Origin of the sequence: Bacillus sanguinis, assembly GCF_018332475.1 — a bacterium.
Taxonomy (GTDB): Bacteria; Bacillota; Bacilli; order Bacillales; family Bacillaceae_G; genus Bacillus_A; species Bacillus_A sanguinis.
Genome location: NZ_BOQB01000058.1, coordinates 1 through 12,429, shown reverse-complemented (window position 1 = coordinate 12,429; position 12,429 = coordinate 1). Strand labels below are relative to the sequence as shown.

Sequence of the window (12,429 nt, the reverse complement as noted above, 5' to 3'; positions counted from 1 at the left end):
TTATTATTTATGTCCTAAAATTCGTTCAACGTCATGTACACTCAATTTACTTGCTTTAACAATCGTTTCAAGCGGTAAACCAAGCGCGTGCATATTTTTAATCATTTGTGTTTTCTCCTGCTCAATACCTTTTTTCATACCTCTTTCCATGCCTCTTTTCATGCCTTCTTTTTCTGCATGGGCGAATTTTGCGGCTTCATCCATCAAAACTTTCTCCCTTGCGTCATAGGCTTGTCGGAAAGAGGAATCTTGACTCATACGTTCCCACTTGTTTATTGCTTTTTGTAAAATAGGGTCTTGGTTCATAGCAATGTCCTCCAATGTTTTAGTTAAGTGTTCATCCTCATTTGCGGTAAGTAATAAGAGCCATCTAGCAACTGGATCTTTCCATGGATTGACTTCCTCTTCATGCCATTGCATTGTTACCTTTGGAATTTCTACAATGTGAATTTCTATGTCATCACTTAATAGTTTTTGTTGTTGAGTATTCCATAATATGCTCGTTGTATGGAAGGATTTTTGTTCGGAAAACATTAAGAAGTTTAATAAATTTATGGTGATGGTTTTATGAAGTGCGCTGTAGGGCATGCCTTTTTGTAGTTGAGATGTGTATAATCTTCCCCAATAATATAAGCTGCGTTTCATCATATCGTGATTATTATTGAGTTGTATTTCTACATTGACTTTTGTTCCTGTGTCTAATGTAGCTGAAATGTCTAAAATAGATAACTTATCTTCTTCATGTTCTCTGTGTAAATGTGGATCTTCTATTTGTAGAGAAGCAATAGGTGACGCTAAAGACTTTTGTAACATTGCGTTTAAAAAGGCAATGAGAATATCTTCACTACCATTCGTACCAAACAATTGTTTAAATGCAAAATCAATGCGTAAATTAACTAACTGTTGGTTGCACAAAGTTTGTCCTCTCCCTTATATTAAGGTGCTTCTTTCCTTCATTGTACCTAAAAATAATTAGGGCATGCAAACCAGACATTCTACTGTTTTTTAGTAATATTATTAGAAAATGAAAGGCAAGTATGTCCATGGTATACTCTAGTGAAATTGAAAAAACTATTTTGTTTATATTGAGGAAAAGGTGATACATATGAAAAAAGATATTTTAAATATATTAGATAAAAAACAAAGTAACTATGAATTTGTTGCTTTCGATAATGACTATATGGATATTTCACAAGTGAGATTCTCTCTTTTCTTTAAAGAGAATAAGGATTGGTTAATGGTATTTCAGGTTGTCGGTGTAGGATCATTAGGTGTATGTAATGATATTCAAGTATACGGTGATAGAATAAATCATTCAATTGGTGATGATGGTATTTTGCAATTAAATGATGGGGAGTATGAGTTGTTTGATGATGAAGGTGAATTTATGCCAAATATTTATAATGGCAGTGTGAAAATTCGTAATCATCATTTTGAGTATCAATTTACAAAGGAAGATTATGTGGGAAATGGGATAGAAGTACAAACAACAGAATCTTATCCAACATATTTCATGCGTATGCTTGCTACTCATGATGAAGCTAGAACATTATTATGGTGGAGTAAAGAAGAGATTTTAGAAGAATTCTGCATAGAAGGCGACTGGGAAGTAGCGTATGAAACGGAAGAATGGCAACATGTTGAAGACGAGAAAGTAAGTGAAAATGAATTCTTCCAATCAGTAGCCGCTGCCATAGAGAAGAAAGATCCAACTGTTATTGTAAATAAGAATGCTAATACGCACTGGAAAAATTGGGCGGAGTTTGATTACGAAAACTCATATTAAAAATGAAAGAGTAAACTAAAACCTTTCTAAGAAAAAGACGAGCTAACATTTTAGCTCGTCTTTTTGTATTACACAACCGCTGGATTATAAATCATCGTAAAGTGTCCTTGTAATAGTTCAATATGACAAGGTGTATGAAGCGAGCTTTCTCCATCGGTATCTACTTCTTTTTCTTCCTCTGTTTCAATATGAATGGATTTTGCCTTTACGTGGAAGATGTCATTTTCATTTGAGTCTTCAAATAGTTTCTTTCCGATATAATCTTTAAATGCTTGAATCCCTGTTGATTTGACTACGAAAATATCAAGTGTTCCGTCATCACATTTTACGTTCGGAATAAAGGACGGGATACCGCCAAGATATTCACCATTTCCAACCATAACAAGGACAGCCTCGTCTTCATATACTTGTCCGTCGTATGTGATTTTTACTGGGAATGTTTCAGCATTTTTGACAGTTCGAATGGTGCTTAAGTAGTAACCAATTTTACCAAGCTTTGCTTTTTCTTCTGCATCAATATTATTTGATACTTCAGAGACAAGTCCAATGCCCCAGAAGTTTAAGAAATGTTGTCCATTTGCTTTTGCAACGTCAACTGGTTTTACGTGTTCCTTTGTGATAAGTTTTGCTGCTTCTGCAATGTTTTGCGGAACGCCTAGTGTGCGAGAGAAGTCATTGCAAGTTCCACCTGGAATGATTGCAAGTGTAGGTCTAGTTTCAAGAGGTGCTAAGCCATTTGTGCATTCAAATACAGTGCCGTCACCACCAAAGACGATAATTAAATCTACTTTACTAGCAAACTCTTGGCAATATTTTGTTGCATCACCTTGCTTTTTCGTATGAAGGATATGTAAGTCAGGAAAAGCTGCCGCAAGAGGTGGTACAATTTTCGTTAAGTTCGTATGTAAATCGCCTTGCCCTGCTTTTGGATTTACGATGAGGAGCACTTTTTCAAATTTTGTCTTTGTCATTTTTTTCTCTCCCTTTGTCTTTTATGAATCGTGATAGAAAATAAACTCCCACCAGTAATTGATGGAAGTTTATTCTATTATATTATTCAGTTACAACTGAAGCGATAAATGGTAAGTTACGATATTTTTCTGCGCAGTCGATACCGTAGCCAACAATAAATTCATCTGGAATTTGGAAGCCAACATATTCAGCTTTTAAGTCCACTTTACGACGCTCAGGTTTATCAAGTAACGTACAGAATTTGAGTGCCTTTGGTTTATGCATAAAGAAGTGATCTTTTAAGAAGTGAAGTGTTAAACCAGAATCGATAATGTCTTCTACGACAATTACGTTTTTTCCAGTAATGTTTACATCGATATCTTTTAATAGTTTTACTTTTCCAGTTGTTTCTGTTTGATTTCCGTAGCTAGATGCAGAAATAAAGTCAATTGTTACATCGTTTTTAATGTGACGAATTAAATCAGCAGCGAATACGAAAGATCCTTTTAATACAGCGATTACTACGATTTCTTCTCCTTCAAAGTCACGTTCGATTTGAAGTGCTAGTTCTTTTACTTTTTCTTGTAATTGTTCTTCAGAAATTAAAGTGTCTTTTATTTCAATATTCATTGGAGTCCTCCTACAGTGTAAAACTTGTGAACATTTCGACTGTAAAGGATAGAAAGGAAAAAGTCAAAGAGGATATAAGTTTTTTACAGAAATCCCCACAAAATAGTCAGATGATATGATATACTGATTATATAAAGAAAACGCTTCCATGAAGGGTGATTATGATGAGAAAGAAAGAGTATACAAGTGCAACATTTATAAAAGCATTACTTTTAACAATTGTTCTTGGTAGTTTGGCTTACATAATTGATGTACCAGCGATTCGAATTTCACTAATTGGAATGACTTTAGTATTAGGTGCAATCTCCCACGGTATGATGTCACAGCTGCAAGAAGCTGGAGTCGATCATATGAAAGATCATATAGATGAGAAATGAGAAACCTTCACGTATAGAGAGTGAAGGTTTTTTGTTTCTTACAAAAATGTAAGGTAGTTGTAAGGCAAATCGATAGTTGCATAGTAGTGTTTTGGATAAACTATAGGTGTAAGGTAAAAGGCAAGCATATTTTAGGTAAATTAAGTTTTAGGCACTCTATATGTGAAAAAGGAGTAGGAGGGCATGGAGAAACGTTGGACGACCTTTTCTTTTTTAGCAACTAGCAACACCGTAATGCTAGCTGGCGAAATGGATTTTTTGCACTTGTTTGATCGAGAAGACGATCGTTCTTCTTCTACATTTACAATGAAATGGAATAAATGGAGCGAAAGTTGTAGGTTTGAAGAAGAGGCCCCTAACGAAGAGCAAAAGATTATTTTGACAAACCCTATTAAAGCGTGGGTTGTTCAACGTCGTAAGTGTAACGTCAAAAATCACTTAAAGAAAACTGAGCCGAGACAATTAGTTATCGCTCCGGCCCGTTCTACTTCTAAATCACGCGAAAGTAACATGTAAATAATTGAGACACACACCCAAAAAAAACATCGTATATATTGCGATGTTTTTTTATTTTTCTCCAATGAAATCTTTAAATGAAATATATTTCATCTGCATTTTATCTTTATATCTCTTGTTTATTCTAGTGATACATCCGATGCGAAGTAATGTGAATAAAGTATAAGGAGAGAATTAAAAATGAAAAAGAAACTATTACCAATTTGTGCAATGGCACTTTTAACAGTGGGATATTCTTCAGTAGCAAGTGCGGATACTGGAACAGTAACGAAGGAAGAACAGGCGCAAGTGCAACAAGATAAAGCGAAAAAAGAAGAAGCAATTAAGGAACAGCAAAAAAGTGAAGTAGAGAAAAAGCAAGCGGCACAAGTACAAGAAAAAAATGATAAAGCTAAAAAAGAGGAAGCAATAAAAGCTGAGAAAAAGAGTGAAGAAGAGAAAAAGAGAATAGCACAAGAGAAAAAGAGAATAGCACAAGAACAGTTAAAAAATGATATGGCAAAAAAAGAAGCAGCACAAGTACAACAAAAAAATGATGCAGTAAAAAAAGAAGTAGCAAAGCCAGTTGTACAAGGTGAAAAATTACCAAATACAGCATCTAATAATGTAGCAATGATGGCACTAAGCGCGTGCCTTGTAGGGATAGGGACGTTATTTGGTTTGAATCGCCGTAATAAAGTTAAGGCGTAATTAAAATATTTCCCTATAAAGAATGGAATAATTTCATATATTAAAAATGGTAGGTTATTCCTACCATTTTTGGCATGGAGGGATGAAATATGAAGGTACTCAATTATATCGGAATTATATTGATGGCCATCGGGCTATTTATGGGATCATATTATGCTATGGAATGGTATAAAGGAAAAAGCTCTGCGCAAGAATTAACAGAAGAAGAATTAAAGAGTCTTAACAATATACAACATGATCAACTTTCTCATGAAACAGCTGTAACTTCTCAAGTACCTTCTTCTCAAACAGAGCATAAAGAAGGAGAAAAGGTAGCAATGTTAAATATACCGAAAATAAAAAAGAAGTTTTCTATATATTGGGGAGCTGATGATGCAACGTTGAAGAAAGGGGTTGGAATGTTCGTTAGTGATTTAACGACAACGCCATCTGGAGGGGGACATACTGTACTAAGTGGGCACCGGGATACTGTATTTACAGATTTAGGAGAGTTAAAAGAAAAAGACACTCTTATTTTAGAGTATGATAATAAAACGTACACATATGAAATTCAAAAGACATGGATTACCCATGCGGATGATCGGACTGTTATTATAAAAAAAGAAGAACCGATACTAACACTGACGACTTGCTATCCGTTTGATTATATAGGGGATGCGCCAGATAGATATATTATCGAGGCGAAGTTAACTGCTAGTTATTCAAAATGAAATTGTAGTTTCTAAAAGCGGGAGGGGGATACATAAGTTATGTCAAAAAACATTTTAATTGTTGAAGATGAAGATATATTACGTGAAATATTAAAAGATTATTTTTTGAGTGAGCAATATGTAGTGTTTGAAGCAAGAGATGGGAAGGAAGCTTTAGTTGTATTTGAGGAAGAAGAGCTTGATTTAGTTATTCTTGATATTATGTTGCCGGAACTTGATGGGTGGTCCGTTTGCCGAAGAATCCGTAAAACATCCGAGGTTCCAATTATTATGCTAACGGCACGTGTAGATGAAGATGATACGTTACTTGGATTTGAACTTGGAGCAGATGACTATGTGACAAAGCCATACAGTCCTCCCATTTTATTAGCAAGAGCGAAAAGATTGCTAGAAAGTAGAAAAGTAACAAAGCAACTTTTAGAGAATGAAGATGATACATTATCGATTCATGGTATCCATGTCCATTTTCCATCGCGTACTGTTACAGTAGATAAAATAGACATTAATTTAACACATACAGAATTTGAAATATTAGCGTATTTTATGAAAAATCAAGGGATTGTTTTAACACGAGAGCAACTCATTTCAAGAATTTGGGGATATGAATTTGCTGGTGATGATCGAACGGTTAATAGCCATATTCGTAATTTAAGAAATAAATTAGGAGAGAAAGCAAAGTACATTACAACTGTAGTACGAACAGGTTATAAATTTGAGGGGAATGTATGAGAAAAGGGATTGTACTAAAATTATTTACCCTCACAACAGCATTATGTATGTTAATTTTAGGGACGATATTTATTGGACAAACGATATTTTTTAAACAATATTATGCGAATCGAAAAGTGGAAGATATTAAAGTGAATTTAAATTCCTTCGAAAAGAATTATTTGAACTATGCAGGAAGTGCAGAAGGAATTCAAAAGCTGGAGCAAGACTTTTTAAGAGAAAATAATACGTGGATTACGACATTAGATCAGAACGGGAATTTAAAGCATGCAGATGATTTTTATTTTGAGGTAACGATAGATCGTAGGCAACAGAAGAGTTTTGGACATCAAATATTCAAAATTTCCTTATATAATCTCGTCAATATTGAGGAGATTGATAATAAATCATCAGAACAGATTTTAGGACAAGAAATTTATTTTTCTGGAATGAAAAAAGAAGATAGTTTTATTCCATTCTCTTTCTCGTTATCTAAGCAGACTTTAAGCGGATCGAATAAACCGTTAGAAAAAGCATTTAAGGAGAAAATGAGTAAATTAGATCAGGAAAAAAAGAAAGTAGCTGAAGAACAAGTTGGTAAGGAAAAGCAGCCGGTCGTTCAGGAGCCAGCTGCCCAAGAACCAGATGTTTACATAAGAGGGCGTGTTACGAAAGTCCAATTTCCTGATGTAAAAGGTCTTGTAAATCCAATTTATAAAAATAGCATCTTCTTAGATAACATAAAAGAATTTCAAACAGATTTAGTATTAAAAGAGAGCAAGCAAATACAATATGCAATACAAACAATGGACTATGAAAAAAATGATATTAAATATAAATTATTAATCAAACCAATAAAAGAAAAAGACGGATCGGTAACATATATTTATGCGATGGCTTCTTTACAGCCTGTAGATGAGGCTGTACAAATGGTGCAAGACTATTATATATACATCATTGCATTTGTAGTCGTTCTTATTTTTCTAGCATCGTTCTATTATTCAAAACAAATTGCAAAACCGTTATTACGAATAAATGATACAACGAAGAAAATAGCGCATTTAGATTTCACAGAACAAATACCGATTACTTCAAAAGATGAAATTGGTGATTTATCGAAAAATATTAATGTATTATCTAATAAGCTCCATTCGCATATTGGACAGCTAGAACAAGATATTGAAAAGGAAAGAAAGTTAGAAAATACGCGGAAAGAATTCATTTCTGGTGTTTCGCATGAATTAAAAACACCGCTGAGTATTATGAAAAGCTGTATTTCTATTTTAAAAGACGGGGTAGCTGAGCATAAAAAAGAGTACTATTTTCAAGCGATGGAACGAGAAGTAGATAAAATGGATACGTTAATTTTGGATATGCTTGAGTTAGCTAAATTTGAGTCAGGTACATATAAAATGAAAAAGGATTTATTTTATATTGATTCAGTAATTGAAGATATATGTGAATACCTTTCTGTAGAAATAGGGAAAAAAGAACTTCGTGTTCATAAAAATATAGGTCCATTTGAAGTGATGGCAAATCAAGGCCGGATTGAACAAGTCATCGTAAATTTCATTACGAATGCCATACGTTATACACCAAATAAAGAAGATATTATTATTTCTACAATAGATGATAAAGATCGTATAAAAGTATGTGTTGAAAATAAAGGTACTCACATTGAAGAAGAACAATTAGATAAAGTTTGGGATCGTTTTTATCGCGTGGATGCAGCTCGTCAGCGTTCACAAGGTGGAACGGGGCTTGGGCTTGCGATTTCGAAGAATATTTTAGAACTGCATGATGCTGAATATGGAGTAAAGAATACAGAAGATGGTGTGTTATTTTACTTTTACTTGCCGAAAAAAGCGTAGATGATGCATGCTACGCTTTTTTAATTTATTTTCATATTATCTTTACCTAATCTTTATTTTTAAACGATATAATCTGGTTAGACAATGAGGTTATGTAAGGAGTAGATTAGCCGTGAATAGCAATTTACTAGGTATGGTAGTATTTATTTTTCTTTGTGCATTTATTGTATTTTTAATTGATATTACGATATGAAAAAAAGAGCGCTTATTAAGCGCCCTTTTTGTTCGAATTTAGTTGATAAGCATGGATGCTCTTGAATAAGCGTGGTGAAGTAATAAATAAAAAGATAAGTAAAACGGTACATAGAATGTAGGAACCAATCATTACGCTACCGTTTACGATTAATGAATATAGAACAGCTGATTGCCCTTTTGGCGCATATTGTCCCCAGAAAATAATGCCGGCAATAAAGTGACAGAAGTAGCGAGCAAAGCTACCAATAAATGTAGCAACAATAATATAACCAATAACTTTCTTTCCTTCGTTATTTTCATTGGAAGCTAAAAGTGCTTTTTGAATTGGACGATAGAATAAACCAGCAAATCCAATGAATGCGAAAGCGACAAAGTATTCAATTAGTACTTGAATTGGTGTGACGATAATGGCATCGCCTACGACAATTTGTAATAATCCCCAAATTAAGCCTCCTAAGAAAGCCATCTTGAAGCCCCAGCGGTAAGCAATAATAAAAATAGGAATCATAGCAAATGAGATAGATCCGCCTGTTGGAAGTTTAATTGATAATGGTAAAATGTCGATGACCAAGGCGAAGGCTGCAAGAATAGCAGATTCGATCATCGCTTGTAAATTGGTGTTACGCATGTTGTCTCCCCCTAAATCCAAGTTGTACAAAAAAGAACATTATCATAGGAGGATACGAAATACGTAAATAAAAAAAGAGGTATGTATTTCGGACGTTTGCACAATCCCTGCGTTAGCATTAACTAACAGGTTCGAAGGGTCGGAACGAAGTGTTCCCTCTCAGCGGCATGGCTCCCCCAGTGATAACGAGATTCTTTATTTGCTATTGTTTATTGTAAGCGAAATGGATGAGAATGGCAAACGAATCCATTATGACAATAATTGAAATAAAATTGTAGAGAAATGTTAATAAATATGAAGTCAAAGGGTATAGTGCTCAAGAAATAGAGTGTGCTATAATTCTTTTGAAAATAATTATCATTCTCTTCGGAGGGGGAAGGTTATGAGCTTAGTAGATATTAAAATCGGTGAGAAAGTGTTAGTAAAAAGTATGCAGTCTTTAGATTATTTATTAAAGAGAAGGCTAGCTGCTTTTGGTCTTTCTGAAGGAAGCGAAATTCGTATGAAGCAGAAAGCGATGTTCAAAGGTCCTTGTACATTGGAGTGTCGTGGACAGTTAATTAGTATTCGTCATTGTGACGCGAAAATGATAAGGGTGGAATTAGCGTGAATAAGGTAGCTTTGCTAGGGAATCCGAATACAGGGAAGACATCATTATTTAATGCACTTACTGGTTCTTATGAATACGTAGGAAACTGGAGCGGTGTAACAGTAGAAAAGAAGGTTGGTAAATTAAAAGATAGACAAGGAACATTAATTGATTTACCAGGTGTGTATGATTTAAATCCAGTTTCGCGTGATGAAGGTGTTGTAACAAACTTTCTACTAACAGAAGAATTTCAACATATGTTAAATATTGTGGATTCTTCGCAATTTGAACGAAATATGCATTTAACGTTGCAGTTACTTGAATTTGGTAAGCCAATTTCAATTGGTTTAAATATGGTTGATGTGGCGAAGCAAAGAGGCATTGTCGTTGATGTAAAGCGGTTATCAGAACTATTAGGTGTAACAGTCGTTCCTGTCGTTGCAAGAAGTGGGAAAGGTTGTGAAGAACTACTTGCGACTCTTAAAGAAAATGACAAAAACGAGAAAACCCCGTTCATTATTTCATATGGTGTACAAATGGATGAAGGAATTGGAGAGGTAATTTCTCTTTTAGAGAAAGCGAATTACGAGCATCCGAGATGGTTAGCTCTTCAATTTTTAAGCAATAACGAAGTAGTAGAAAATGAAATGAAAGCATTACCAATTTATAAGGAACTTGTAGCTATTCGATCTCGCTTAGAAGGAAAAATTGATTGTACGTTGGAAGAGCATATTTACAAAAATCGTGAAGCGTATATTGAAAAGTTAAAAACAAATGTTATGCAGCAAGAGAAAGAAGGAAAAATTCCTTTTTCGGAAAAAATTGATAGGTTAATTACACATAAAGTTTTAGGACTTCCAATCTTTTTAGCAGTTATGTTTTTTATTTTTCAGGTTACGTTTACGTGGATTGGGACACCTTTATCGGATATGTTAGATGAGTTTTTTGGTGGACAGCTTACGGATTGGGTGACAGCTGGACTTACAAGTGTCGGAGCTTCTGATTTTATTCAAGCACTCGTTACAGAAGGTATTATTGCCGGTGTTGGTGCTGTATTAGTATTCGTTCCACAAATCTTTGCACTATTCTTTTTCATTTCATTATTAGAAGACTCAGGATATATGGCACGAATTGCAGTTGTTATGGATAGAATTATGGAGTTTTTCGGTTTAAACGGAAAAGCGTTTATTCCGATGATTATCGGTTTTGGATGTAATGTTCCAGGTATTATGGCAGCGAGAACGATTGAACAAGAAAAAGAACGTTTACTTACAGTTCTTGTAACACCATTTATGTCTTGTTCGGCACGTTTACCTGTCTATGCGTTATTTGCGGGGGTGTTCTTCCCTCATAGTCAGGCAACGGTTGTGTTTTCTTTATATGTTGCAGGTATTGTTCTTGCATTACTCGTTACAAAGATTATGTCTCTTACCATTTTAAAAGCGGAAAAATCTATTTTCGTTATTGAACTACCGCCTTACCGCGTACCGCAAGCGAAAACGTTATGGCTAAGCACGTGGGAGAAAGGAAAAGGATTTGTTCGTAAAGCAGGTACATTCATCTTCGGTGGTTCTGTTGTCATTTGGCTATTAAATTATGCAGGTCCATCAGGATTTGGTGTTGATATGGGAGACAGTTATTTAGCGATGATTGGTGGATTTATCGCACCATTATTTGCACCGCTCGGCTTTGGAACGTGGCAAGCTGCAGCGTCCCTTTTAACAGGATTTTTAGCGAAAGAAGTTGTCGTTTCTACAATGGCAATTATTTATGCGGTGAAAGAAGATGTGCTTGGCAATGTAATGGGAGCACATTATACAGCATTATCAGCTTATGCATTTATGTTCTTTATTTTATTATATGTTCCGTGTTTAGCGACAGTAGCTGTTATTAAACGTGAAACTGGATCAGCGAAATGGACGATTTTCTCAGTCGTTTATCCACTCGTAGTTGCTTATGTATTAACGCTTATTATATACCAAGTTGGATCTTTACTCGGATTCTAAAAGGAGATGTATAATGATGGTCAATATTATAATTGGAGCTATCATTTTTGGTTATGCAGCATATACGTTAGTTCATTTTGTAAAGAGAAGTAAAAAAGGAAAATGCGCCGCATGTTCTTTAAATAAATCATGCCAGTCGAATACTTGTAGTCCGGATATGGAGAAAATCGCTCATAAATAGAAGAAAGCTTTGCGAATGTCGCAAAGCTTTTTTATTACTTCTTAATTTTTACAAGTTGTGATGATTCTACACCATTCTTCCCAGGGAATTCTTTACTTGGATCCTTATCGAATTTTAATACACCTACAGATTTTTCTTCACCTTGTACATTTCCGTAAGTTGCATCATCAACAACCGCGAACATGTCGGCATATGCACGGCCACTACCGATAATTGTGTTGCCTTCATATTTTAATTTGGCTCCATCAAGTGTAGCATTTTCTACTTTTTCTTTTGCGAATAATATACCTTGTTCTGTTGTTACAGCTGGTAATGTATTAAGTGGCTTCGTGTCGTCTTTTGCATCCACTTTGCTAAGTAACTCTTTCTTCACGAGTTCTTCACCAGTTTTCTTATCCATGACAAGAACTTTTTTACCGTCTAATGTTGTCATTTTCATTTTATAGAAGTCTTTCTCTTTCACTTCTTTTTTATTTTTATCTGCAATTTGTGTTACTTGATCTTCTGTTCCGTACAGTACAAAGCCGTTTGCTTTTTCTCCTAATAAAGAACAACCTGATAATGCTCCGAATGAAATTGCTGCTGCTAATC

Annotated in this window: 15 protein-coding genes and 1 riboswitch; of the genes, 10 read left to right on the top strand and 5 right to left on the bottom strand. The window is 34.7% G+C overall.

The window, feature by feature from the left end; all coding sequences use genetic code 11:
- Positions 1 to 3: 3 nt before the first annotated feature.
- A complete protein-coding gene (locus tag KI369_RS08210; protein WP_212955627.1) occupies positions 4 to 915 on the bottom strand; it encodes an Rpn family recombination-promoting nuclease/putative transposase in 912 nt (303 codons plus the stop codon).
- Between the two features lie 190 nt (positions 916 to 1,105).
- On the opposite strand from KI369_RS08210, the gene KI369_RS08205 reads away from it, so the two are divergent.
- A complete protein-coding gene (locus KI369_RS08205) occupies positions 1,106 to 1,786 on the top strand; it encodes a DUF7003 family protein (RefSeq protein ID WP_212955626.1) in 681 nt (226 codons plus the stop codon).
- Between the two features lie 68 nt (positions 1,787 to 1,854).
- On the opposite strand, the gene KI369_RS08200 is transcribed toward KI369_RS08205, so the two are convergent.
- Positions 1,855 to 2,757: a diacylglycerol/lipid kinase family protein gene (locus KI369_RS08200; protein ID WP_000167905.1), complete on the bottom strand. Its 903-nt coding sequence runs from the start codon at positions 2,755 to 2,757 to the stop codon at positions 1,855 to 1,857.
- A gap of 82 nt (positions 2,758 to 2,839) precedes the next feature.
- Positions 2,840 to 3,367, bottom strand: coding sequence for a hypoxanthine phosphoribosyltransferase (gene hpt / locus KI369_RS08195; RefSeq protein WP_001019304.1), 528 nt, complete (start codon positions 3,365 to 3,367; stop codon positions 2,840 to 2,842).
- 161 nt (positions 3,368 to 3,528) lie between these two features.
- Here hpt and KI369_RS08190 point away from each other — a divergent pair, with 161 nt between their 5' ends.
- From KI369_RS08190 to KI369_RS08165, 6 genes are all read left to right on the top strand, one after another.
- Entirely contained in the window at positions 3,529 to 3,744 is a 216-nt protein-coding gene (locus KI369_RS08190; RefSeq protein ID WP_061677576.1) for a hypothetical protein, read from the top strand.
- Positions 3,745 to 3,927: 183 nt separating this feature from the next.
- Positions 3,928 to 4,260, top strand: coding sequence for a hypothetical protein (locus KI369_RS08185; protein WP_212955625.1), 333 nt, complete (start codon positions 3,928 to 3,930; stop codon positions 4,258 to 4,260).
- Between the two features lie 180 nt (positions 4,261 to 4,440).
- Positions 4,441 to 4,950 carry an LPXTG cell wall anchor domain-containing protein gene (locus tag KI369_RS08180; RefSeq protein ID WP_212955624.1) on the top strand — a complete coding sequence of 170 codons (510 nt, stop codon included), beginning with the start codon at positions 4,441 to 4,443 and terminating at the stop codon, positions 4,948 to 4,950.
- Positions 4,951 to 5,039: 89 nt separating this feature from the next.
- Positions 5,040 to 5,660: a class D sortase, LPxTATN-specific gene (gene srtD / locus KI369_RS08175; RefSeq protein ID WP_212955623.1), complete on the top strand. Its 621-nt coding sequence runs from the start codon at positions 5,040 to 5,042 to the stop codon at positions 5,658 to 5,660.
- Between the two features lie 39 nt (positions 5,661 to 5,699).
- A complete protein-coding gene (locus tag KI369_RS08170) occupies positions 5,700 to 6,389 on the top strand; it encodes a response regulator transcription factor (RefSeq protein WP_212955622.1) in 690 nt (229 codons plus the stop codon).
- On the top strand, positions 6,386 to 8,239 hold the full coding sequence (locus KI369_RS08165; protein ID WP_212955621.1) for a sensor histidine kinase: 1,854 nt from the start codon (positions 6,386 to 6,388) through the stop codon (positions 8,237 to 8,239). Before KI369_RS08170 ends, KI369_RS08165 begins: the two co-directional genes overlap by 4 nt.
- 208 nt (positions 8,240 to 8,447) lie before the next feature.
- Here KI369_RS08165 and thiT read toward each other — a convergent pair whose 3' ends face one another.
- Complete coding sequence (gene thiT / locus KI369_RS08160) at positions 8,448 to 9,062, bottom strand: energy-coupled thiamine transporter ThiT (RefSeq protein WP_212955620.1); 615 nt, start codon at positions 9,060 to 9,062, stop codon at positions 8,448 to 8,450.
- 86 nt (positions 9,063 to 9,148) lie between these two features.
- Positions 9,149 to 9,250: riboswitch (TPP riboswitch) on the bottom strand.
- Between the two features lie 194 nt (positions 9,251 to 9,444).
- On the opposite strand from thiT, the gene KI369_RS08155 reads away from it, so the two are divergent.
- Genes KI369_RS08155 through KI369_RS08145 form a run of 3 tightly spaced genes read left to right on the top strand, consistent with a single transcriptional unit; the run spans position 9,445 to position 11,838 of the window.
- Entirely contained in the window at positions 9,445 to 9,672 is a 228-nt protein-coding gene (locus tag KI369_RS08155) for a FeoA family protein (RefSeq protein ID WP_212955619.1), read from the top strand.
- Positions 9,669 to 11,657, top strand: coding sequence for a ferrous iron transport protein B (gene feoB / locus KI369_RS08150; RefSeq protein ID WP_212955618.1), 1,989 nt, complete (start codon positions 9,669 to 9,671; stop codon positions 11,655 to 11,657). The genes KI369_RS08155 and feoB overlap by 4 nt, the downstream gene beginning before the upstream one ends.
- A gap of 13 nt (positions 11,658 to 11,670) precedes the next feature.
- Positions 11,671 to 11,838 (top strand): FeoB-associated Cys-rich membrane protein, encoded by a 168-nt coding sequence (locus KI369_RS08145; RefSeq protein ID WP_000989580.1) that lies wholly within the window; start codon positions 11,671 to 11,673, stop codon positions 11,836 to 11,838.
- A gap of 34 nt (positions 11,839 to 11,872) precedes the next feature.
- On the opposite strand, the gene KI369_RS08140 is transcribed toward KI369_RS08145, so the two are convergent.
- Positions 11,873 to 12,429 (bottom strand): lipoprotein BA_5634 family protein (locus KI369_RS08140; RefSeq protein ID WP_212955617.1); only part of this gene is annotated, 557 nt, incomplete at its 5' end.

Excerpts from the sequence above, each read along its gene's own strand:
- KI369_RS08190 (WP_061677576.1), top strand. The coding sequence starts at position 3,529 with ATGATGAGAAAGAAAGAGTATACAAGTGCAACATTTATAAAAGCATTA.
- hpt (WP_001019304.1), bottom strand. The coding sequence starts at position 3,367 with ATGAATATTGAAATAAAAGACACTTTAATTTCTGAAGAACAATTACAA.
- KI369_RS08200 (WP_000167905.1), bottom strand. The coding sequence starts at position 2,757 with ATGACAAAGACAAAATTTGAAAAAGTGCTCCTCATCGTAAATCCAAAA.
- thiT (WP_212955620.1), bottom strand. The coding sequence starts at position 9,062 with ATGCGTAACACCAATTTACAAGCGATGATCGAATCTGCTATTCTTGCA.
- KI369_RS08165 (WP_212955621.1), top strand. The coding sequence starts at position 6,386 with ATGAGAAAAGGGATTGTACTAAAATTATTTACCCTCACAACAGCATTA.
- KI369_RS08155 (WP_212955619.1), top strand. The coding sequence starts at position 9,445 with ATGAGCTTAGTAGATATTAAAATCGGTGAGAAAGTGTTAGTAAAAAGT.
- KI369_RS08145 (WP_000989580.1), top strand. The coding sequence starts at position 11,671 with ATGATGGTCAATATTATAATTGGAGCTATCATTTTTGGTTATGCAGCA.
- KI369_RS08205 (WP_212955626.1), top strand. The coding sequence starts at position 1,106 with ATGAAAAAAGATATTTTAAATATATTAGATAAAAAACAAAGTAACTAT.
- srtD (WP_212955623.1), top strand. The coding sequence starts at position 5,040 with ATGAAGGTACTCAATTATATCGGAATTATATTGATGGCCATCGGGCTA.
- KI369_RS08185 (WP_212955625.1), top strand. The coding sequence starts at position 3,928 with ATGGAGAAACGTTGGACGACCTTTTCTTTTTTAGCAACTAGCAACACC.
- KI369_RS08170 (WP_212955622.1), top strand. The coding sequence starts at position 5,700 with ATGTCAAAAAACATTTTAATTGTTGAAGATGAAGATATATTACGTGAA.
- KI369_RS08180 (WP_212955624.1), top strand. The coding sequence starts at position 4,441 with ATGAAAAAGAAACTATTACCAATTTGTGCAATGGCACTTTTAACAGTG.